This window comes from Methylomarinum vadi (assembly GCF_000733935.1).
In the GTDB taxonomy this organism is placed as follows: domain Bacteria; phylum Pseudomonadota; class Gammaproteobacteria; order Methylococcales; family Methylomonadaceae; genus Methylomarinum; species Methylomarinum vadi.
This window is the reverse complement of record NZ_JPON01000001.1, coordinates 371,380-393,914: the sequence shown is the minus strand read 5'-3', so window position 1 is coordinate 393,914 and position 22,535 is coordinate 371,380. Positions and strand designations below refer to the sequence as shown.

The 22,535-nt window shown below is 52.5% G+C and carries 24 protein-coding genes and 1 tRNA gene; 2 read left to right on the top strand and 23 right to left on the bottom strand.

Features of this window, described 5'->3' with window-relative positions; genetic code table 11:
* The 15 genes from purT to nrdR form a co-directional block, all read right to left on the bottom strand.
* Positions 1-1,212, bottom strand: a complete 1,212-nt coding sequence (gene purT, locus EP25_RS0102085) for a formate-dependent phosphoribosylglycinamide formyltransferase (protein ID WP_031432380.1) — start codon at positions 1,210-1,212, stop codon at positions 1-3.
* Positions 1,209-2,804, bottom strand: a complete 1,596-nt coding sequence (locus EP25_RS0102080) for a MutS-related protein (RefSeq protein WP_031432379.1) — start codon at positions 2,802-2,804, stop codon at positions 1,209-1,211. The genes purT and EP25_RS0102080 overlap by 4 nt, the downstream gene beginning before the upstream one ends.
* Position 2,805: 1 nt before the next feature.
* Complete coding sequence (locus tag EP25_RS0102075) at positions 2,806-2,997, bottom strand: hypothetical protein (RefSeq protein WP_031432378.1); 192 nt, start codon at positions 2,995-2,997, stop codon at positions 2,806-2,808.
* Complete coding sequence (gene hemH, locus EP25_RS0102070) at positions 2,994-3,974, bottom strand: ferrochelatase (protein WP_031432377.1); 981 nt, start codon at positions 3,972-3,974, stop codon at positions 2,994-2,996. Before hemH ends, EP25_RS0102075 begins: the two co-directional genes overlap by 4 nt.
* 2 nt (positions 3,975-3,976) lie before the next feature.
* Positions 3,977-4,522, bottom strand: coding sequence for a GTP cyclohydrolase I FolE (folE, locus tag EP25_RS0102065; protein WP_031432376.1), 546 nt, complete (start codon positions 4,520-4,522; stop codon positions 3,977-3,979).
* Between the two features lie 42 nt (positions 4,523-4,564).
* Positions 4,565-5,542, bottom strand: a complete 978-nt coding sequence (gene dusA / locus EP25_RS0102060; protein WP_084190923.1) for a tRNA dihydrouridine(20/20a) synthase DusA — start codon at positions 5,540-5,542, stop codon at positions 4,565-4,567.
* An 850-nt stretch (positions 5,543-6,392) separates the two neighbouring features.
* Positions 6,393-6,469, bottom strand: a tRNA-Met gene (locus EP25_RS0102050).
* 29 nt (positions 6,470-6,498) lie between these two features.
* The gene (locus EP25_RS0102045) at positions 6,499-7,011 is read right to left on the bottom strand and encodes a phosphatidylglycerophosphatase A family protein (protein WP_031432373.1); all 513 of its coding nucleotides are present in this window, start codon (positions 7,009-7,011) and stop codon (positions 6,499-6,501) included.
* Positions 6,995-7,930, bottom strand: a complete 936-nt coding sequence (gene thiL, locus EP25_RS0102040; protein WP_031432372.1) for a thiamine-phosphate kinase — start codon at positions 7,928-7,930, stop codon at positions 6,995-6,997. Before thiL ends, EP25_RS0102045 begins: the two co-directional genes overlap by 17 nt.
* A 2-nt stretch (positions 7,931-7,932) precedes the next feature.
* A complete protein-coding gene (nusB, locus tag EP25_RS0102035) occupies positions 7,933-8,373 on the bottom strand; it encodes a transcription antitermination factor NusB (protein ID WP_031432371.1) in 441 nt (146 codons plus the stop codon).
* A complete protein-coding gene (gene ribH / locus EP25_RS0102030; protein ID WP_031432370.1) occupies positions 8,370-8,849 on the bottom strand; it encodes a 6,7-dimethyl-8-ribityllumazine synthase in 480 nt (159 codons plus the stop codon). Before ribH ends, nusB begins: the two co-directional genes overlap by 4 nt.
* Positions 8,850-8,883: 34 nt before the next feature.
* On the bottom strand, positions 8,884-9,990 hold the full coding sequence (gene ribBA / locus EP25_RS0102025; protein WP_031432369.1) for a bifunctional 3,4-dihydroxy-2-butanone-4-phosphate synthase/GTP cyclohydrolase II: 1,107 nt from the start codon (positions 9,988-9,990) through the stop codon (positions 8,884-8,886).
* The gene (locus EP25_RS0102020) at positions 9,987-10,646 is read right to left on the bottom strand and encodes a riboflavin synthase (RefSeq protein WP_031432368.1); all 660 of its coding nucleotides are present in this window, start codon (positions 10,644-10,646) and stop codon (positions 9,987-9,989) included. Before EP25_RS0102020 ends, ribBA begins: the two co-directional genes overlap by 4 nt.
* Before the next feature lie 7 nt (positions 10,647-10,653).
* Positions 10,654-11,742 (bottom strand): bifunctional diaminohydroxyphosphoribosylaminopyrimidine deaminase/5-amino-6-(5-phosphoribosylamino)uracil reductase RibD, encoded by a 1,089-nt coding sequence (ribD, locus tag EP25_RS0102015; protein ID WP_031432367.1) that lies wholly within the window; start codon positions 11,740-11,742, stop codon positions 10,654-10,656.
* Positions 11,739-12,191: a transcriptional regulator NrdR gene (nrdR, locus tag EP25_RS0102010; RefSeq protein WP_031432366.1), complete on the bottom strand. Its 453-nt coding sequence runs from the start codon at positions 12,189-12,191 to the stop codon at positions 11,739-11,741. The genes ribD and nrdR overlap by 4 nt, the downstream gene beginning before the upstream one ends.
* 213 nt (positions 12,192-12,404) lie before the next feature.
* Here nrdR and EP25_RS0102005 point away from each other — a divergent pair, with 213 nt between their 5' ends.
* Positions 12,405-12,590, top strand: coding sequence for a hypothetical protein (locus tag EP25_RS0102005; RefSeq protein WP_031432365.1), 186 nt, complete (start codon positions 12,405-12,407; stop codon positions 12,588-12,590).
* 11 nt (positions 12,591-12,601) lie between these two features.
* Here EP25_RS0102005 and uvrB read toward each other — a convergent pair whose 3' ends face one another.
* On the bottom strand, positions 12,602-14,608 hold the full coding sequence (uvrB, locus tag EP25_RS0102000) for an excinuclease ABC subunit UvrB (RefSeq protein ID WP_031432364.1): 2,007 nt from the start codon (positions 14,606-14,608) through the stop codon (positions 12,602-12,604).
* Positions 14,609-14,696: 88 nt separating this feature from the next.
* On the opposite strand from uvrB, the gene EP25_RS0101995 reads away from it, so the two are divergent.
* A complete protein-coding gene (locus EP25_RS0101995; protein ID WP_031432363.1) occupies positions 14,697-15,878 on the top strand; it encodes a pyridoxal phosphate-dependent aminotransferase in 1,182 nt (393 codons plus the stop codon).
* 54 nt (positions 15,879-15,932) lie between these two features.
* On the opposite strand, the gene EP25_RS0101990 is transcribed toward EP25_RS0101995, so the two are convergent.
* The 7 genes from EP25_RS0101990 to EP25_RS0101960 are packed head-to-tail and all read right to left on the bottom strand — an operon-like array spanning position 15,933 to position 22,531.
* Positions 15,933-16,694 (bottom strand): SDR family NAD(P)-dependent oxidoreductase, encoded by a 762-nt coding sequence (locus EP25_RS0101990; protein WP_031432362.1) that lies wholly within the window; start codon positions 16,692-16,694, stop codon positions 15,933-15,935.
* A 48-nt stretch (positions 16,695-16,742) separates the two neighbouring features.
* Entirely contained in the window at positions 16,743-16,988 is a 246-nt protein-coding gene (locus tag EP25_RS0101985; RefSeq protein WP_031432361.1) for a hypothetical protein, read from the bottom strand.
* A 13-nt stretch (positions 16,989-17,001) separates the two neighbouring features.
* The gene (gene hemN / locus EP25_RS0101980) at positions 17,002-18,381 is read right to left on the bottom strand and encodes an oxygen-independent coproporphyrinogen III oxidase (protein WP_031432360.1); all 1,380 of its coding nucleotides are present in this window, start codon (positions 18,379-18,381) and stop codon (positions 17,002-17,004) included.
* Positions 18,381-19,601 carry a c-type cytochrome biogenesis protein CcmI gene (gene ccmI, locus EP25_RS0101975; protein ID WP_031432359.1) on the bottom strand — a complete coding sequence of 407 codons (1,221 nt, stop codon included), beginning with the start codon at positions 19,599-19,601 and terminating at the stop codon, positions 18,381-18,383. Before ccmI ends, hemN begins: the two co-directional genes overlap by 1 nt.
* Complete coding sequence (locus EP25_RS0101970) at positions 19,598-20,053, bottom strand: cytochrome c-type biogenesis protein (RefSeq protein WP_031432358.1); 456 nt, start codon at positions 20,051-20,053, stop codon at positions 19,598-19,600. The genes ccmI and EP25_RS0101970 overlap by 4 nt, the downstream gene beginning before the upstream one ends.
* Positions 20,053-20,583, bottom strand: coding sequence for a DsbE family thiol:disulfide interchange protein (locus EP25_RS0101965; protein WP_031432357.1), 531 nt, complete (start codon positions 20,581-20,583; stop codon positions 20,053-20,055). The genes EP25_RS0101970 and EP25_RS0101965 overlap by 1 nt, the downstream gene beginning before the upstream one ends.
* On the bottom strand, positions 20,576-22,531 hold the full coding sequence (locus EP25_RS0101960) for a heme lyase CcmF/NrfE family subunit (RefSeq protein WP_031432356.1): 1,956 nt from the start codon (positions 22,529-22,531) through the stop codon (positions 20,576-20,578). The genes EP25_RS0101965 and EP25_RS0101960 overlap by 8 nt, the downstream gene beginning before the upstream one ends.
* Positions 22,532-22,535: the final 4 nt, after the last annotated feature.

Here is a 22,535-nt window from a genome sequence, read left to right as displayed (position 1 = left end):
TTACCCCGTATTTGATTCGACTTTCACACGAATTGATTCAGCGGCTTTGGTTGCCTTTTGCCTGGCAAGCTGAATATCCTCGGCAGACGCTAATGCCACCCCCATGCGCCGTTTGACGAAGACTTCGGGTTTGGCGAACAACCTGATTTCGGTATCGGGATCCGCCAACGCTTGCTCCAAGCCTTCATAAACCGCCGACTTGGCGTCGATGCCCCCCAAAATCACGGCACTGGCTCCCGGATTACTCAGCCGGGTCGAAACCGGCAACCCTAGAATGGCCCTGGCATGCAAATCGAATTCGCTTTGCCGCTGGGTAATCATTGTAACCATACCTGTATCGTGAGGTCTGGGACTTACTTCACTAAACCAAACTTGATCGCCCTTGATAAATAGCTCTACTCCGAAAATTCCCAAACCGCCGATTTCATCGGTGACTTTCTTGGCAATATCTTTTGCGCTGCGAATGGCCTTGTCGCTCATTGGTTGCGGTTGCCAACTTTCTCGGTAATCCCCGCCCTCTTGTCTATGGCCGATCGGTTCGCAAAAATACGTCTGCACGGTACCGTTACTGTCTTTAGTGCGAACCGTTAACAAGGTAATTTCATAATCGAAATCGATCTTGCCTTCGACGATCACTTTACCGGTATCGGTCCTGCCGGCTTTTTTCGCATATTCCCAGGCTTGCTGCAATTGTTCGGCGTTTTCGACCATGGATTGGCCCTTGCCAGAAGACGACATGGTCGGCTTGACAAAGCAAGGGTAACCAATTTTGTTTTCGACCACGGCTTGCAATTCCGCAAACGATTCGGCAAAAGCATAACTGGAAGTGGGCACGCCAACCTGTTCCGCGGCTAATGTGCGTATGCCTTCTCGGTTCATGGTCAATTGCACGGCCCTGGCATTCGGCACTATGGTCGCCAGTCCTTGCTGTTCGATTTCCTGTAACGCGCTGGTGGATAACGCTTCGATCTCGGGAATTATGTAATCCGGTTGTTCATGGTCAATCAACTTTTTCACTGCTTCGGCATCGGTCATGTCGATGACATAACTCCGATGGGCGATATGATGAGCCGGTGCGTTCTGATAGCGATCGACGGCGATCACCTCGACACCGAAACGTTGCAAGGAAATGGCGACTTCCTTGCCCAATTCTCCACTACCGAGTAATAATGCTTTTGTCGCGCTTTCGGTTAAGGCGGTACCTAATTTCATTTTGACCCTGCCAAATATTTGTCGATGTCTTCTTTGGAAAATCCGATCTTGCGGGCAACCCTGTCGGCATGGCTGACGCGGGAAATACCCTCGATCAGCTTATAAGTCGGCTCTTCGTTGGCAAACTCGACTTGTTTCGCCACGCCGATGCCTTTGTTCATAAATACATCCACCAGTTGGTGATTATGCGTGATCAAGATCGTGTTATTGCCCTTACGGAAAAAACCGTCCAAGACATTGGTGGACGACTCCATTTTTTCCTCAAACGTCGTGCCTTCAGACATTTCATCGAGGACCACCAAGCTTTTGGCCGTGGTATTGATAAAAATGTCTTTCGTTCTTTTCAGTTCAGTACCGTAGCGGCCTTCCCCATCGTCCAGATGGCTGATTTCCGGGGCCTGATAAAATATACGATCGGCCACGGCCAGTGTGGCCTTTTCCGCAGGCACGAAACAGCCGATTTGCGCCAACAGTTGTATTTGCGTGACGGTTTTGCAAAATGCCGTTTTACCGCCGCTGTTTGGCCCGGTGATAAAAATCAGGTTTTCATCGGCAAGATCGAAATCGTTGGCGACATAGGGGGGATTGTCAAAACCCAGTACCGGGTTCTTCGCCGCGGTCAAATGTATCGCATGTTTATCGGGCTCCGCCATGTCCGGCAATATCGTTGTGCTGCCATATTTTTCCGCGTATTTGATAAAGGACAGTAGCTCATCGAGTTGCCCCAGGGCATCGAGCGCATCGCCCAATTCATCCGATTGCTTGAATTCATCGCGCAACGGAATGATGCAATTGTCCCGGTCGTAGGAGCCGACAACAGGGAAATACACCAATAACATAGGGATAAAAAAGATTGAGGCGACCGGGATGGCATCCTTGCTGAAACTGAACATGTCGGTCGGAAAAACGCTGATGATGCCCCATAGCACCGCAAAAATAGCGGCGATCAACATCGGCTTAAATATATTCGGTCTAAAAATGGTTGCCGGGGTGAAAGAGCCTTTGCGCTCTTCCTTGCTCTGAAATCCTTTTTCGGTGTTATAGACCGGACCAAACATCAGCGAATAAGTCCGGCTTTCTCCGAACTTCAGAATCTTGTCGAATATCGACTGCAGATAAGCGCTGCTGGGTGAATCGGAGGCATGGATATGACCGACCAGATCGAGAACAAACCGAATGCCTCGGCGATATTGTTTATAGCCGTAGCCCTCGATTTGATTGTCTTCCCGGGCAGTACCGAACGAGCCGAGAAACTCTCCATAGAGCAACACATAAAGATTTTTTTCCTGAGACGCGCAGTTTTGTACGATGCGTTCGATATTTTCCCTAATGCCGGGATTATTGCGAATTTCCCTGACGGCTTCTTGCTTGGCGCTGATGCTCTCTCGACTATCCAAGGGTTGTGTCAAGGAACGATACAACACCGACTGACCGACTAGGGTCTCGGCATGATTAACCGTGTCGAAAAGCTCATCGACCTCGATGGTATTGAAAGCCGCCTGATCGACAACCCCTTCGCCAAGAGGTAAAGGCTTGCTGGAGCGAACGACCGGCCATTGGCCTTTCCAACTTTTCAATATAGTCTGTTTCATGTCATTTCTTCTTTTTTTTATCGAGCAACCCAAAGACGATAATAGCCGCCACAACAATGCCGGACAACAGAATGTTTTGCTGCGAAGCGCCCACTAAGTAGGCGACGCCGCAGCCCAAGGCCATACCCACACCGGTAAACGCAAGACTGCGCATAAAACGGCATACCGGGCAATTTCTATCGTAATCCCTCATGGCACATAACGAGTCAATAATTCTTTTAGCACGTCGACATGTTCGTCACTATCATTCAAGGCCGGAATGTAGCGATATGACTTCCCACCCGCCGCTAAAAACTCTTCTTTATTAGCCAATGCGATTTCCTCTAACGTCTCCAAACAATCGACGGCAAAACCCGGGCAAACGACATCCACTTCCTTACATCCCGATTTCGGCAAGTCTCGCAACACTTCAATGCAATAGGGTTTCAACCATTCCGCTTTGCCGAAGCGGGATTGAAATACCAGTTTCCATTGATTGTCATGCAAGGCCAGACGTTCCGCGATCAATGCCGCCGAGCGCTGGCATTGATGGTAATAAGGGTCTCCCCACTCCGTCAGTTTAGCAGGCAGCCCGTGAAACGACATCAACAGCAGGTCGTTGCGGCCATGTTTCTGCCAATAATTTCTGATCGATTCGGCAACAGCCGAAATATAGGCTTCATTAGCATGATAATCGCCGATGAAATGCAGGGAGGGAATATGACGCCAATTGCGTATCTCGTCATCCATGGCATCGTAAACGGATGCCGTCGTGGTCGAGGAATATTGCGGATAAAGCGGTAAAATGACGATCTCGTCAATCAATTGGGCCTTGAATGCCTTCAATTTGTCCGCCAAAACGGGTTTACCGTAACGCATCGCGAAATCGACCCGAACCTCATCGGAACCTATCGCCTCGGCCAACTTATCGCTTAGCTGGCGGGTATAGAACGTCAATGGCGAGCCTTTGTCGGTCCAGATTTGCCGATAGGCATGAGCCGATTTGCGCGGCCGAAACGGCAAAACGAAAAAATTGAGTATCACCCACCACAAGGAACGCGGCAGATTGACCACGCGCGGATCGCCCAGAAACTCACGCAGAAAGCGCCTGACCCGGGAAGTGGTCGGCGCATCCGGCGAACCCAAGTTGACCAGTAAAACACCGATTTTTTTTCCCGGAGTTCGTGACATCGCTAGGACCTATTGATGAGGTTTAAGAATTCCGAACGCGTACTGATTTCCTTTCGGAAAATCCCTGTCATGACTGAAGTCGTCATCACCGAATTCTGTTTTTCTACGCCGCGCATCATCATGCACAAATGCTTGGCTTCGATCACCACGGCGACCCCCTTGGCATGGATGGCGGTTTCCACTGCGTCGGCAATCTGTTTGGTCAGCTTTTCCTGAATCTGGAGGCGTCTGCCATACATATCGACAATTCGGGCCAACTTGGATAAACCCAACACTTTACCCTGGGGAATGTAGCCGATATGACATTTTCCAATAAAAGGCAACAAATGGTGTTCGCACAACGAATACAACTCGATATCCTTAACGATCACCATATCCTCGGTATCGGCCTCGAAAATCGCGTCATTCAACACGTCTTCCAATTTCTTTTCGTAACCGTTGTTCAGGAATTGAAAGGCCTTAGCCGCCCGCGCCGGCGTATCGACCAGACCTTCGCGGGTCACATCCTCGCCAATTGCCTCGATTATCTTGGAAAAATACTCTTCCATCTTGTTAACTCTATAGAATAAAAGGCAATACAGTATATCTTATCAACCGGTAAAACTTAACGCTTGCAGAATGACATTTTCATCGGCCCCGGGCTTGTGCGCATGTTCGCTGATATAGCGCCGCCAAGCCCTGGCGCCGGCAACGCCATGAAATAATCCCAGGATGTGCCGGGAAATGTTGTTGAGCCTCTCTCCTTGCTTCAATTGTCGTTGAATATAGGGGATCAACGCCATCGCGACATCGTGGCGCGAAACCGGCCATTGCTGCACGCCGAACAATCGCTGGTCAACCTCAGCCAGGATATAGGGATTGTGGTAAACCTCGCGCCCCAGCATCACCCCATCCATTCGACGTAAATAATCTCTCGCTTGATCGAGAGTGGTGATGCCGCCATTCAGGACAATTTCCAGTTGCGGAAAATCCTGCTTTAATTGCATCACGACATCGTAGCGTAACGGAGGAATTTCCCGGTTTTCCTTGGGTGACAACCCTTGCAACCACGCCTTGCGGGCATGAACGATAAATGTTCGGCATCCGCTATCGGCGACGATCCCGATAAATCGAATCAATTCTTCGTAGGAATCCTGTTCGTCGATACCGATACGCGATTTCACCGTCACCGGAACGTTAACAGTCCGTTGCATGGCAGCGACACATTCACCGACCAACTCAGGCCGCGCCATCAAACAGGCGCCAAATCGTCCATTCTGTACGCGGTCGCTGGGGCAGCCGACATTCAGATTTATTTCGTCGTAACCGTATTGCTCGACTATTTTGGCGCATTCAGCCAATTCCGTGGGATTACTGCCGCCCAACTGAAAGGCGACCGGATGCTCCTCCTGATTAAACTGCAGCATGCGCTCCCTATTGCCATGCAAAATAGCGCCGGTCGTGACCATCTCGGTATAAAGCAAGGCGTGCTGAGTAATCAAGCGATAGAAGTACCGACAGTGCCTATCGGTCCAATCGAGCATGGGCGCCACGCAGAAGGAATGATCTATCGGCTGTTGATCCGTCATGGAATAATAGGTATTTGGTTGTAATATTTTTTTAAATTATCCTGCGGTTAGGTGTGACACCGACCAAGCCAAGTATTTGAGAAAATTCGGCATTCTTCCTTGCGAATAAAAAACGAGCGCTATCATACCGAATTTGTAGGAATAATACGATTAGCTCAACAGCGATAATTCGTAGCCTGGATGCAGCGTAGCGGAATCCGGGAATGGCGTGGTTACGAAGTCTCACATCACGCAAGGCTTCATGTGGACTACGAGGCTATTTTGTTTCGAAAGTATGCAAGAGGTAGCTTAATTCTCTGTGTCAATTTGCGAAGAATTGGATGAGCTTTGGGTACGGTAAACGAATGAAAAGCCTAGCCCTCGGCTAGGCTTTTCCATGTGCTTATAAAATTAGACGCGCTCAGGCAATAAATGCGAGTAAAGTTTATCGACCACGCCTTTGAACCAGTTGGGGCGAAAGAGCAGTATGTAAATCAATATCGTGTCGGTAACGGGGATAGGCAAAATTTCGAGACAGCCTATGGTTACCAAAAGTAAAAGCCATTTTGCTCGCCATAGAACAGGCGGGTTTCTGCGTTTAAATATTTTCCTCACCATCTGACCACCCATCAAATAGATTTTATTATTTTTTTTTACGCAACATGCTTAACAAGGAAAACCTATCTACTAAGCTTTTCTGAATTGCATGGATCTACCCATCAAGCTCAATCGCTGAACCTGATTAACAAAGCTTTGATATTACATTTTCCATGATCGGTCAAGAAAAATCCTGGATCGATTCTCGGCGCTTCCTAAATACCAACGGACACAAAAAAGGGCTTACCCTTGCGGGATAAGCCCTTGTGAATTCTGGTAGCGGGGGCTGGATTTGAACCAACGACCTTCGGGTTATGAGCCCGACGAGCTACCAAGCTGCTCCACCCCGCGATTGATCTGTACTATTATACAGACAAAATTTAATAAGGCAAGTACATTATTAAAATAATCAGGATTAACCCTGCGAACAGGCCTGCCAGCACGTCGTCCAGCATAATCCCCAGCCCGCCGCCGACCTTTCGGTCAATCCATTTTATCGGCCACGGCTTTATGATATCAAAAATACGAAACAGAACAAACCCGCCGATCAGCGCATGCCAGGAAAAAGGCACGAACCAAAACGTGATCAACAACCCCACTACTTCGTCCCAGACGATGCCGCCGAAGTCATGAACGTCCAGCTTTTCGGCCGCATAACGGCAAATTCCGATACCGCCAAACACAGCGGCAACAGTCAAAATACTGTATAACCAGATATTGATCTGAGTCATTAACAGATACAACGGAATAGCCGCCAGGGTTCCCATCGTTCCGGGCATGTATTTGGATAGGCCGGAACCGAAGCCGAAGGCCAAAAACAGCTTCCAATCCGTCATGATCTGCTTAGCCGTCATTCGGCTGTTACCGTAATACTGTTTAAGAAAAATGCTCATAACCTTTTTTCGTCAAGGGGCTGATTCGCCCTTCCCGCTCGATCCTCATGCCGCGCTCGTCTTCTATCACGCCGATGCAGGCCGCTGGTATTTTAATCTTGGCACGGTTTTCCGGCGCCACAGTAAAACACAGTTCGTAATCATCACCGGCCAACAAAGGCATCGTCCAGTCCCCGGTTTCTTCGATATAGCGTTTCACCGAGGCGGCCAACGGAATCTTGTCCCACCACAATCGAGCGCCTGCGCCGCTCTTCTTGAGAATATGACCCAAATCGGACGCCAAACCATCCGATAAATCGATACAGGCATGGGCGATGCCCCGGATCGCTCGTCCTTCCTTTACCCTGGGTTCGGGCGAGTCGAATCGGCATAGCGCCTGCCCTGGATCGGAACAGTCGTAGCCCTGTCTGATTTTCAGGCCCAACCCGGCATCGCCGAGATGGCCGGTCATAAAGATCAAATCGCCAACCTTCGCGCCCGATCGGCGCATCGCACCGTTTTGCGGCACGACGCCCAGCGCTTGCACCGTCAGCGTCAACGGCCCGGACGTGGTATCGCCACCGATCAAGTCGACCGAATAGCGCCCGGCCAACTGCAGAAAGCCATCGGCGAAGCGCTGCAACCATTCCTCGTCCACCTTCGGCAAAGTCAGTGCCAAGGTAACGGCGACGGGCTCGGCGCCCATGCTGGCGAGATCGCTGAGATTAACCGCCAGCAGTTTGTGGCCCAGCAAATAAGGGTCGCATCCGGCAAAAAAATGGACCCCTTCGACCATGGTGTCGGCGGTTACGGCCAACTGCTGGCCTTCGGGAACTTGCAACAAAGCGCAGTCGTCGCCGATGCCTAGTTTGTTGATGGGGTTGATTAATTCGCGGCCGGCGAAATAACGCTCGATGATTCCGAATTCAGACAGCGGCACTACTATTTATCCGCGGACTTCTTGGCATTGATTTCTACGGCGCGCTTTTTCTGGCTGACTTTGTCCAAGATACCGTTGATGTATTTATGGCTGCCTTCGGCGCCATAACATTTCGCCAGATTGACGCCTTCGTTGATAATCACGCGGTAGGGAATTTCCAGCCGGTTGATCAATTCGTAGACGCCGATCCGCAAAATGGCCCGTTCCACCGGATCGACCTTATCGATGGGTCTATCGATAAATTCGGCCAAGATCGCGTCGATGACATCGAGTTGTTGGGGAACGCCGTGAAAAATGTCATAAAAATAACTTTTCTGCGCGCCCTTCAACAATTGATCCTCGAGAATATAGGTTTCGATACGGCTCAAGCTCTCGCCGGTCATCTGCCACTGATACAGCGCCTGGACCGCGCATTTTCTGGCGTTCGTCTTTGCCTGGCTCATTCAGCGCCCATCGCGTTAAACAGGCTGACCATCTCCACTGCGGACAATGCGGCCTCGGCGCCTTTATTACCGGCCTTGGTTCCGGCTCTCTCGATCGCCTGTTCGATGGTATCGACCGTCAGCACACCGAAGCTGACCGGCACATCATATTTCAAGGAAACGGAAGCGAGGCCCTTAACGCATTCGCCGGCTACGTATTCAAAATGCGGCGTGCCGCCACGGATAACCGCCCCCAGGGCGATGACCGCATCGTATTTTTTGCTCGCGGCGATGCGTTGAACCACCATCGGCAGTTCGAACGCGCCCGGCGCCTTGACCAGATCGATGTTCGCTCTTTCCGCTCCATGCCTGACCAACGCATCGATCGCTCCGCCTTCCAGTTGCTCAACGATGAAACTGTTGAAGCGGGAAGCCACGATACAAAATTTCCCGCCTTGCGCGGACAAATTGCCTTCAATTAATTTTACAGTCGACATTACTTTCTCTGTAGGTTTAAAAATTCGTTATACATCAAGATTCGGTGTGTTCGACCACTTCCAGGTCGAACCCTGACAGGCCGATGTACTTCTTTTGCACGCCCATCACTTTCAAACGGCGCACGCCCAAATCGGCCAATATCCGCGAACCGGTACCGGTGGTACGCCAATCGGTCTCAAAGGCGGCATCAGTATTGCTGTTGACGCCATGATCCTCCATTTGATACTTATGGATCAACTCGACCAGCGCCTTGTTGTTTTCGTTTTGGCGGATAACGACCAATACGCCGCGGCCTGCCTCGGCGATGCGTTTCATGGCCTCTCGCACCGGCATGCCGCAATCGGTCCGTTTGGAAAAGAACGCGTCATCCATCAGGTTGCGAGCATGCACCCTGACCAATACCGGTTCTTCACCGGCGATATCACCCATTACCAGAGCCAAATGAACGTTGTTGTCGTTTCTGTCTTGATAAGCATACAAACGGAAATCGCCGAATTCGGTCGGATAGCGGCATTGACTGATCCGCTCCAGGGTATTTTCATGTTGGATGCGATAATGAATCAAATCGGAGATCGTGCCGATCTTGAGATTGTGCTGCTTGGCGAAGATCTCCAGGTCGGGACGACGAGCCATGCTGCCGTCTTCGTTGAGAATTTCGACGATTACCGCCGCCGGCTCGACCCCCGCCAGGCGCGCAAGATCGCAGCCGGCTTCGGTATGCCCGGCCCGATTCAAGACGCCGCCCGGTTGCGCCATCAGCGGGAATATATGACCCGGCTGCACCAGATCTTCCGGTTGCGCGTTTTCCGCCACCGCCGCTTGTATCGTCAAGGCGCGGTCGGCCGCGGAAATGCCGGTGGTAACGCCGTGGGCCGCCTCGATCGAAACGGTGAAATTGGTCGAATGCACTGTTTTATTGTCGTTGACCATGAGCGGCAGGCGCAGCTGCTGGCAGCGTTCCCGGGTCAAGGTCAAACAAATCAAGCCGCGGCCATAGCGGGCCATGAAATTGATGTCTTCCGGCCGCGTGAAGGAGGCGGCCATCAGCAAATCGCCTTCGTTTTCCCGGTCTTCATCGTCCATGATGATGACCATTTTACCTTGGCGTAGATCCTCGATGATCTCTTCGATACTGTTCATTTCGTCAAAAAACCGCTGTTCTGCAATAATTCTTCACTGACGCCGCCTTGGCAACGGGCCGCCGCTTCGCCTTTCATCAATCGTTCCATATAGCGCGCCAGCAAATCCACTTCCAAGTTGACTTCGTCGCCGATTTCGGTCGTCCCCAACGTCGTTTCCTGCAAGGTATGCGGCACGATATTAACGCTGAACAAGGCGCCGTCGACCTCATTGACGGTCAGGCTAATGCCGTTGATACAGATAGAGCCTTTTTCGGCAATGTATTTGGCCAAACTGTCCGGCGCCTGGAAACGAAAGCGAATCGAGCGGCCGTCATTTTGCTTGGCGATGACCCTGCCGAAGCCGTCGACATGGCCGCTGACGATATGCCCGCCCAAGCGCGTCGTCGGCGTCAGTGCCAGTTCCAGGTTGACGGAAGTGCCGGTCGTCGCCGAACGCAACGTCGTGCGAGACAATGTTTCGTTGGAAACGTCGGCGCAAAAATAATGCTCGCCCAGTTCGACCGCCGTCAGACAAACGCCATTGACGGCAATGCTATCGCCCAGCGCGGCATCCTCAATCGGCAACTTGCCGGTGTCGATTTTCAAGCGGCAATCGCCGCCGCGCGGCTGTATCGCCGAGATTTTCCCGATTGCTAAAATGATACCCGTAAACATGTTCACCCTATCGCTTAACTGTGAAGGCCAAGCGCAAATCGGGCCCGACCTGCCTGACCGAAGTCATTTGTATATCTTTTCTATCCGCCATCTTTTGCAAACCCGGCAGGTGCAGCAAAGGGCGCGCCCGGTCGCCCAAGATACAGGGCGCCATATAAACCAACCATTCATCGACCAAGTCGGTATTCATCAAGGCGCCGTTCAAAGTCGCCCCGGCTTCGACCCAGACCGTATTGATTTGTTGCTCGGCCAACAAGGCGAACGCCTGTTTTAAATTGACTCGTCCATGCTCCTCGTCGACTCGAAAAACCTTGACGCCGGTCCCTTGCAAGCGTTTGATTTTGTCTTGCTCTCGGCTGCAGGTGACGATCCAAACCGTATCTGGATCGGCCAGCATCTTAGCCGACAAGGGCATCTGCAATGTCGAATCGAGCACCACCCGAACCGGCTGCTTCACCTCTTGCTCCATTCTGACATTTAACTGCGGATCGTCGGCCAACACCGTTTGAATGCCGGTGACGATCGCGCTGCTTTCCGCGCGATGGCGCTGCACATCCTGCCGGGCTTGGGTTGACGTGATCCATTTGCTTTCCCCGGAAGCCATCGCGGTGCGGCCATCCAGACTCATGGCCAGCTTGCTGCAGACGAACGGATAACCGGCGGTCATGCGCTTGATAAAGCCGCGATTCAGCTGTTCGGCATCGGCTTGCAGGATGCCGCAGTCCACTTCGATACCTGCTTCGCGCAGTTTGCGGATGCCGTTGCCGCTGACCAGTGGATTGGGGTCCTGCATCGCGATCACAACGCGCGCCACCCCGGCCTCGATCAACGCATCGCTGCACGGACCGGTGCGGCCGTGATGACTGCAAGGCTCCAGCGTCACATAGGCGGTCGCCCCGGCCGCGTCGTCGGTCTTAGCCAAAGCCTCGACTTCGGCGTGTCCGCAGCCGGCGCGTCGGTGCCAGCCCTCGGCGATCACCCGCGCATGCTTGACCAAAACGCAACCTACCCGGGGGTTCGGATCGGTGGTGTATCGCCCTTTTTTCGCCAGTTCAATCGCCCTGGCCATGTAAACCGAATCTTGAGCCGGCGTCATTTGTTTTTCAGCTTTTCGATCATGTCGGTGAATTCGCTGACATCCTCGAAACTGCGATACACGGAGGCGAAACGGATGAAGGCGACATGATCGAGCGCGCTCAATTCCTTCATGACCAATTCACCGAGCTCCTGCGCCTTGAATTCTCTTTCGCCGCTAGCCGTCATCGCTTTTTTGATGCGGTTGATGGCGGCTTCTATTTCATCGCTGTCTACCGGACGCTTTTCCAGCGCCCGCTGCATGCCCGCCCTCAGTTTTCTTTCGTCGAATGTTTCCCTGACACCATTACGCTTAATAATGCGCGGCAAAGACAACTCCGCCACCTCATAGGTGGTAAACCTTTCCTTGCAGGCTGTGCATTCACGCCGACGCCTGACCTGGTCGCCTTCACTGGCCAAACGGGAGTCGATCACCCGTGTATCCTGCGCCCCGCAAAATGGACATCGCATTTCTTATATATCTCGCCAGAAAAGAATAAAATAAAAAAATCAACAAAATTTAATTATTTTATTATATATTATTGTCAATTTAAACGGCTCTTCCTTCTTAAAGCTGCGTCAGCACTAAAAATCTCGAGAAAGCGGCCGCAATTCAATTTTATTCACGTTTCATTCAGAAAATTGTTGATATAGTGTAATCACGTTTGCATCTAGGTGAGAAAAATGAAGAAAAAAGACAACCTGATTGATTTACAGCAATGGAAAAGCGCCAACCGTCAGAACGGCATAGACCAACCAACAAAAAATCCCCCTATATACGGGCCGACCTTGTTTTTTCTGGAAAAGGAAGAAGACAACAGAGATTACGAGCTCCCAGAAGAACATCTTTATGGCATGCTGATTTGGTAAACAGCCGCTACTTATACCACAACTTCCGCCTGCAACAGCTTTATCTGATCCCTTATCTTGGCAGCCTCCTCAAATTCAAGATTCTTAGCATGCTGATACATCTTGTCTTCTAATTGCTTCAGTTTTCTGGCCGCCTGCTTCGGCGTCAAAGACTGATACTCGGCGGCTGATTCCGCGACCTTGGTCTTGACGTGGGCCAGTGCGCCACCGGCGCCGGGAATCGCCAACTCCAAAATATCCGTCACCGACTTATACACGGTTTGCGGTTGGATATTATGCTTGCGATTAAAGGCCTCCTGCTTCTCCCGGCGCCGCTGAGTTTCGTCGATAGCCTGTTGCATGGACCGGGTGACTTTATCGCCGTACAAAATAGCCGTTCCATTGGCATTTCGCGCGGCCCGTCCAATCGTCTGGACCAAGGAAACCAAGGAACGCAGGAAACCTTCCTTGTCGGCATCAAGGATGGCCACCAGGGACACCTCCGGAATATCCAGACCCTCTCTGAGCAGATTGATGCCCACGAGCACATCGAACTGCCCTAAGCGCAAGTCGCGGATGATCTCCACCCGTTCGACCGTATCGATATCGGAATGCAGATAGCGTACCCTGACATCGTGTTCCATTAAATAATCGGTCAGATCTTCTGCCATACGCTTGGTCAGAGTCGTGACCAATACGCGTTCGTTTTTCGCCACGCGCTTAGTGATTTCCGACAATAAATCATCGACCTGGGTGCTCGCTGGCCGCACCTCGACAATAGGGTCCAATAATCCGGTAGGCCTGACGACTTGTTCGACAAAGACACCGGAATGTTCTTTTTCGTAAGGACCCGGGGTGGCGGAGACATAGATACGCTGTCCCGCCAAGCGTTCGAACTCTTCGAATCTGAGGGGCCGGTTATCCAATGCCGACGGCAATCTGAAACCATATTCCACCAGTGTTTCCTTGCGCGACCGGTCGCCTTTATACATCGCCCCGATTTGCGGGACGGTGACATGACTTTCGTCGATTATGACCAGGGCATCGGGCGGCAAATAATCGAACATGGTCGGCGGCGGCTCCCCTTCCGGCCTGCCCGACAGATAACGCGAGTAATTTTCGATACCGGAACAATAACCGACCTCCATGATCATTTCGAGATCGAACAAAGTGCGCTGTTCCAAGCGCTGAGCCTCGACCATTTTGTTCAGCGATCTCAAATTACCCAATCTATCGGCCAGCTCGACCTTTATGGTTTCGACGGCATTGAGCAATTGTTCCCTGGGCGTCACATAATGGTTTTTCGGATAAATGGTAAATCTGGCGACACGCTGTAGAATTTCACCCGTCAGCGGATCGAACATCGACAGCCTTTCGACTTCGTCATCGAACAATTCGATGCGCAACGCCTGTTCCTCCGACTCGGCCGGAAACACGTCGATGACGTCGCCTCTGACCCGGTAGGTGGCCCGGCGCAATTCCGTCTCGTTACGCGTGTACTGCATTTCCGCCAGCCGGCGCACAATATCGCGCTGGGAAACCATATCTCCGCGCACCAGATGCAATACCATCTTGAAATAAGACTCGGGCTCTCCCAAACCATAGATGGCCGACACCGTCGCGACCACGACGGTATCACGGCGCTCGATCAATGCCTTGGTCGCCGACAAACGCATCTGTTCGATATGCTCGTTTAACGAAGCATCCTTGTCGATAAAGGTATCCGAAGCTGGCACATAGGCTTCCGGTTGATAATAATCATAATAAGAAACGAAGTACTCCACGCTGTTGTCGGGAAAAAACTCCTTCATTTCGCCGTACAACTGGGCGGCCAGCGTCTTGTTCGGCGCCAAAATCATCGTCGGACGCTGAGTCTCCTTGATGACATTGGCCATGGTAAAGGTCTTGCCGGAACCGGTGACGCCTAACAAGGTCTGATGCACTTCGCCATCGTTGACCCCCTCGACCAAACGTTTGATCGCTTCAGGCTGATCGCCGGCAGGCTGGTAACGACTCTGAATTCTAAATGCTTTTTTCACGAAAATATCTGTTTCTGGCGCTGTAAATCTAGATGAATATTATACATGGAGTATAATAATGGGTTATTTTGATATCGACCGAGGAATTATGAGCATTCAACTTTCAGACAGAGTTAAAGCCGTCAAACCTTCCCCGACCCTGGCGATAACTGCGAGAGCCGCGGAAATGCGCGCAGCCGGAAAGGATATTATTGGCTTGGGAGCCGGTGAACCGGATTTCGACACCCCGGAACACATCAAGGCTGCCGCGGTCAAAGCACTGGATCGAGGGTTTACCAAATACACCGCGGTCGATGGTATTCCCAGTCTGAAACAAGCCATCATCGAAAAGTTCAACAAGGACAACGGATTCGACTATCAATTGAATCAGATCCTGGTGTCCTGCGGCGGCAAACAAAGTTTCTATAACTTGGCGCAAGCCCTGTTGAACCCCGGTGACGAAGTCATCATTCCGGCCCCCTATTGGGTGTCCTATCCCGACATGGTCTTGCTGGCCGACGGCGTCCCCGTAATCGTCGAAACCACGCAGGCGCAAAATTTTAAAATGCCCGCTCAACAATTGCGCGCCGCGATCACCGACAAGACCCGCTTATTGGTCATCAACAGCCCATCAAACCCGACCGGTGTCGCCTATACCTTGGCTGAACTGAAAGCATTGGGCGAGGTATTGCTCGATTATCCCGATATCGTCATCGCCACCGACGACATGTATGAACATATTCTGTGGCAAAAAGGCAGTTTCGTGAATATCCTTAACGCCACACCGGAGCTGTACGGCCGGACGATGGTATTGAACGGCGTCTCCAAAGCTTATTCCATGACAGGCTGGCGCATCGGTTATGCGGCAGGGCCGGCCGAAGTCATCGGCGCGATGCGCAAGATTCAGTCGCAAAGCACATCCAATCCGACCTCGATCTCGCAGGTCGCGGCGGAAGAAGCATTGCGCGGCGATCAAAGCTGTATCGACACGATGATGGTGGAATTCAAGAAACGCCATGATTTTGTTGTCGATGAACTCAACAGCATGGATGGCATCGATTGTTTGAAAACCGACGGCACGTTTTATGTGTTTCCGAACGTGGAAGGCGTGATCGAGCGCCTGGACGGCATAAGCAACGATCTTGATTTTGCCGAATATTTGATCGAAAAGGCCGGCGTCGCGCTAGTACCGGGCTCGGCATTCGGTTGTCCCGGCCATATCCGCATTTCCATTGCCACCAGCATGGAAAATCTGGCCAACGCCTTGGCCAGAATCAAACAAGCCATTTAATCCCCCCGGGCGAACTTCCGGTTACGCTGGAGGTTCGCTCTAAGTTCGTCAACATCAACGTCGGATCTTGCGGACCGATATTTTCATCAATTCCGCATAGTCTTCCGGCGCCAGAATCTCCCGTAAGTCGATGAAACTGCCGCTGGGATACTCCTTTAATGCTGGCAGGACCGACAAAATCTGTTCGGCAGCTTGTCTCGGAGAAAGCATTTTTTCGGTTCCCCGAGCCTGTTGAATACGTCGCAGAGCCGGAAATCTTTTGCTGTCGGCGTCATTGCACAGAGACTCCATCATTTCGGTTTCGATCAGGCCGGGAGCGATGGACATAATGTGGCTACGAGGGAATTCGTGGGCGTAAAGCTTGCCAAGCATGTTAAGGGTCGCTTTGGACAAGGCATAGCCGCCCCATCCCTTATTGCCTAAAACGGCGGCCCCCGATGAAATCAGCAGAATTTGCTCGATGCGGATATTCGAGTGTAACAGCCAATCGAAAATGATCTTGTTCGACCAGACATTGATATCCATGATCCGCTTCAACTCATCGAGCGAAGTCTCGCCGATGTCTTGTAACCGTCCCAATATGCCGGCGTTCAGCACCACCAGATCCAGCGATTGCACATCCGCCAACAATGTATTCAGCGCGGGAGCTATGCCGGCGAAATCGGACAGGTCACAGCGAATGTCCCCGATAACGCCCTGCAAATCGCAACCGCGCCGGCTGCAACCGTACACCTGATATCCTTGCTCCAGCAGAACCTCGGTCAACCCTTTGCCAAGGCCGCAACTGTTACCGGTAAGAAATGCGTTAGTTGTCATGTTATGCTTAAACTGGAGCGAGTCAAAGATGCCACCGCTTGTTACGGCTTATTTTCTCTGATCGCTTATTAAACGATAGAGTCTCTCCAATTCCTGTTCTTCCGTGTTCGCCGGCATCGCTTCACGGGCCCGATTGTACCAATATCGCGCGTTGCCGAGGTCCCCTTCCACGCGATGCAAATAGGCATGAATCAAGCAAGCCAATTTGTCGGAATGAGCTTGCACCATTTCATGCGCATCATCCCACCTTCCGGCGCCGGCCAAATCCAACGCTTGTTTATTATCTAAAGCCATCGCTTCTCTCTTGCTAAATCACCTTGGAAAACTGTTGCTGTTTCCGCGCCAGATATTTGTCGAACACCATGCAAATATTGCGGATCAACAAACGCCCCGGGGCCAGTACTTGAATACGGTCGGCGCCGATTGTGAGCAGGCCGTCCGCTTCCATGCCTTTGAGGCCGTTTAGTTCGCCGGCAAAATAGTGTTTGAAATCAATAGGGAATTGTCGTTCGATCGTTACGAAGGACAATTCGAAATGACATATCAGTTGGGTAATCACCGCGCGGCGCAGCTTATCGTCGTCGTCGAGCTCCACGCCTTTGAATACAGGCAGGCGGCCTTGGTCGATCAGTGCACCGTATCGCTCTAGGTCTTTGACGTTCTGGATATAGGCGTCGCCGACACGGCCTATCGAGGTGATGCCCAGTCCCACCAAGTCGCAATCGGAATGGGTCGAATACCCCTGGAAATTGCGATACAGCTTGCCTTCGCGCTGGGCCACCGCCAGCTCGTCGTCGGGACGGGCAAAATGATCCATGCCAATGTAGACATAGCCGGCTTCGGTCAACTTCTGTCCGACCATCTGCAGGATGTCCAGCTTGGTTTGCGGGCTGGGCAATTCTGCCTCGTTGATTTGCCGTTGCGTCTTGAAGCGGCTGGGCAAATGCGCGTAATTGAAGACCGAAAAGCGTTCCGGCAATTGCTCCAACACTTGATCCAAGGTATTGGCAAAGCTGTCCACCGTTTGCAAAGGCAAACCGTAGATCAAATCGATGTTGGTGGAACGAAAACCTTCCTTGCGCGCCGCTTCCAATACCGCGAAGGTTTGTTTCTTGCTCTGCAGACGATTGACCGCTTTCTGCACGGCCGGCTCGAAGTCCTGCACCCCGAGGCTGATGCGATTGAAGCCCAATTGACGCAATTCGGCGATGGTTCTGTCATCGGTTTCGCGCGGGTCGACTTCGATCGAATACTCGCCCTGATCGTCGTCGCGCAGGTTGAAATGCTGGCGCGTGGTTCGCATTAAACGCCGCATCTGCTCCGCACTCAAAAAGGTCGGCGTGCCGCCGCCCCAATGCAATTGATTGACGATGCGCCTACGATCGAACAGCTCGCCCTGCATGGTGATTTCCCGGCATAAATTGTCCAGATAGGGCTCGGCGTGCTTGCGGTTTTTCGTGATGATCTTGTTGCAGGCGCAGTAATAGCACACCGTATCGCAAAACGGAATATGAAAATACAGCGATAGCGGCCCGCCCGCGGCATTCGACTGAGTGATATGCTTGCGGTAGTCGCTATCGTCGAAACCTTCGTGCAACTCCAGCGCAGTGGGGTATGAGGTATAGCGCGGACCGGATGTGTTGTAACGGTTGATCAGGTCCAGGTCGAATACGATGGATTGATCCATTATTTCACTTGCTGGTTGATGGTGATGACTACGGCACGATCTTGTCCCGGTTCGGCCGTATCGACATAGCCGATCAAATCGCCGGGCTGCGGCATGGCATTGCCGCTCTTGGAGATTCGAGCGATCACTTTAACGTTATCGAAGGCCGATAATTTCATTGCCGGCGTCATCGCCAGCGCATCGTTCAATTCCACCGACAACGGCAAATCGGCGACCCGCTTGCGCACGATCGCCAGCGGCATCTTGGGGCCGTTCAGTGCCTGCGCGTAGATAAACACGGTGTCGCCAGCTTGAACCTTGTCATACAAGGAATCGTCCAGTTTGACCTCGACTTCGATCCCGGTCTGCCCTGACGCTGTCTCAAGGCCGCCCGTTTCGGCAATGCGCTCCTTCAACGCGGCGATCAGGCCTTGCACCTCCCTGAGTGATTCGGGATTGCCTGCCAACTTCGGCTCCAATTTCTGCCAATAGCGCAAGGCCTGTTGATATTCGCCCATTTCGGCCTTGGCCATGCCGCCTAGCCATAAGCCGGTGGCATCATCGGGCGCTAAGGACAAGGCCTTGAAAATCAATTCGGCCGGTTTCCCGCTCAATTTGCCGCCTTGCGCCATCGCCAGGGCGTCGGCATATTGCAACATCACGCTCGGCTCCTCGCCCAACAAGCGATATGCTTGAGCGAAGGCTTGCGCGGCTTTGTCATATTGCCGCATATATTTTAAGGAACGCCCCAACATCAGCCAGCCTTCGCTATCGTTCGGCTGTTGCTGCAGCCTTTCGGCCAAACCGTTGACCATCTTGAAGATCGTCTGCTGCGCTTCCTGCTGTTTTTGCAACGCCAGCTGTTGTTGCTCAACCTTGACCATGGCTTGTGTGTCGCCCAACGTAAAATACAGCGACAGGCTGACCAGCGGCACAAACAAGAGGATGGCGACGATCATCCATTTACCCTGCCCCGCTTTCCTGCTCTGAGCGAGAATGCTGTCCAGGTCATCGCTCAGGGAAAGTTCCAACTCCTGATATTGCTCGTCGAATTGCTGTTGGCTCAACGCGCCGTCCCGCAATTGCTGTTTCAATTCCTGTAATCTTTCCCGGGCGATCTTGATATTGCGTTGTTCGACATCGCTTTCGGCCAAATCGCTCCGGCGCCAAAGCGGAACGACGATGATCATTAACGCCGTGGCGATCAGTAACGCAACGGCCAACCAAAATACACTATTCAAGACTCGTCACCCTCTTCCAATAAGGCATGGATTTTGGCCTTTTTTTCCGGCGGTAAAGCGGCGGCCGCGGCCCTGCGCCTTCGACTGACTACGACCAGCGCCACCAGACCGATTAAAACAAACAACAACGGCCCAAGCCACAACAACATCGTTTTTGTCTTGAAGGGTGGCCGATACATGACAAAATCGCCATATCGCTGGGTCATAAATTCGACAATCTCCTGTCGACTCTTGCCTTGTCGCAGCATCTCATAGACCTGACGGCGTAAATCCTTGGCCAAATCGGCATTGGAATCGGCGATGGTCTGATTTTGACACACCAGACACCGCAGTTCAGAAATCAAGCCTTGGTAGGTCTCCTCCTGGTCGGCATTGTCGAATTCGCGATATTCGACACCGGCCTGGCTGTGTGCCAGAAACAATGCCAGCACAAAAAAATAAAGCCACCTCATCAGCTTTCCGCCTTTAATTGGTTGATCATTGGCAAAAACACTCGCTCGACATCCTCGGCCGTGACCGGGCCGGTATGCTTGTATCGAATGACGCCGTGTTTGTCGATGACGAAGGTTTCCGGAACACCATAGACGCCGTAATCGATGCCGGTGCGGCCCTCGATATCCATGATGCTGACTCGATAGGGATTGCCCAATCGCGCCAGCCATTGCTCGGCGGCCTCCGGCTCGTCCTTGTAATTCAGGCCGACGATAGGGGCCGCATTCAATTTCGCCATTTCATTCAATACCGGATGCTCGGAACGGCAGGAAACGCACCAGGAAGCCCAAACATTGAGCAGCCAGACTTGGCCTTTGAAATCTTGTTCGGTCAGCTGCCGCTCGGGGGTCGACAACACCGGCAAGGAAAACGCCGGTGCCGGTTTGCCGATCAGCGGCGAGGGAATATCGCGCGGATTCAATTTCAGTCCCAACGCCAAAAATACCGCCAGGACGACAAATAGCAATAAGGGAATGACGTATCTAAGCATGGGCCACTATCTTTTTTTTATGACTGATGCGGTAACGTCTGTCACCGATTGCCAGCAAACCGCCTCCGGCCATGAATAACGCGCCCAGCCAGATCCAGCGGATGAAGGCTTTGTAATAAACCCTGAGGCTCCAGGCGCCCTGGTCGCCTAAGGGTTCGCCGATAGCGACGAACAAATCGCGGAACAAACCGGCGTCGATCGCCGCTTCGGTCATCGGCATTTTCTGTACGCGGTAAACCCGTTTCTGCGGTTCCAGCCTGGCCACTTCTTTGCCGTCATAAGTGACGGTCAAAAAACCCTGTTCGGCCAAGTAATTGGGGCCTTCGGTTTGCTTGACGCCGTGAAATTCGAAAATGTAACCGGACATGTCCAACTTGTCACCAGGGGCCATTCTGACATCCCGCTCGACACTGTAGATCGAGGTAAAGGTAATGCCGATGACGAACACGGCAATACCGAAGTGCGCCAGCGTCATGCCGTAGAAACCGGCAGGAATCTGGGTCAGGCGTTGCCAGCTAAAACCTTGCTGTCCCAAACGGTCCTTGAAAGCCAGACCGGAAACGGCCACGGTCCATAAGGCCAAGGTCACGCCGAGCGCGGCGCCCCAGGAATAAAACGGCATCGCCAGCGGAACCAACAAACCGCCGCCGACGCAAAAAGCTATCAGCCAGCCCAGTCTTATCATTAAGGTTCCGAGTTGGTCGCGTTTCCAACGCAACATGACGCCCAACCCAACCGCGACCGCCAAGGGCGCCATCAACGGAATAAACACGGCATTGAAATACGGCGGCCCGACCGAGATTTTGCCCAAGCCCAGAGCGTCGACAAACAGCGGATAGAGGGTACCGAGCAAAATACTGGCGGCGGTGACGACTAAAAGCACATTGTTGATCAACAACACCGACTCGCGCGACACCAGTTCGAAACTGGCACTGCTCTTCACATACGGCGCCCTTATCGCATACAACAGCAACGAACCGCCGACGACGACGGCCAGGAAAATCAGGATGAACAACCCCCGCGCCGGATCGCTGGCGAAAGCATGCACCGAGGTCAACACGCCGGAGCGCACCAGAAAAGTACCGAGCAGGCTCAACGAAAAAGCGAAAATCGCCAGCAGCACGGTCCAGGTCTTGAACACGCCGCGTTTCTCACTGGCCGCTAATGAATGAATCAAGGCGGTACCGACCAGCCACGGCATAAACGAGGCGTTTTCGACCGGGTCCCAAAACCACCAGCCGCCCCAGCCCAGTTCGTAATAGGCCCACCAGCTGCCCAGCGTAATACCCAGCGTCAGGAACATCCAAGCGACATTGGTCCAGGGCCGCGACCAGCGCGCCCATGCGGCATCCAGCCGCCCTTCCAACAACGCGGCGATGGAAAAGGCGAAAGCGACCGAAAAACCCACATAGCCCATATAAAGCATCGGCGGATGGATAGCCAGACCGGGGTCCTGCAACAAAGGATTCAAATCGCGCCCTTCCGGCGGCGACGGAAACAAGCGAGCGAACGGATTGGAAGTCAACAATAAAAACAGGATGAAACCGATGCTGACCAGCCCCATTACCCCCAACACCCTGGCCCGGGTAACATCGGGAATATTGTTGCTGAACATCGCGACCAAGCCGGTCCAGATAGACAGGGTCAAGGCCCACAGCAACAACGACCCTTCATGCGCGCCCCAGACGCCGGAAATCAAATACAACGTCGGCAAGGCCGTGTTGGAATTTTGCGCGACATAGGCGACGGAAAAGTCATGGGTCAGAAAGGCCTGGGTCAAGCAGGCATATGAGATCGCCATGAACAACAGCTGCCCGTAGGCGGCAGGTCTGGCAACATGCACCCACCCGGGTATCACACGCGCCGCGCCGATGATCGGCAAAAAACCTTGGATAACGGCCATACACAAGGCCAGGATCAGCGAGAAATGTCCTATTTCCGGGATCATGGTT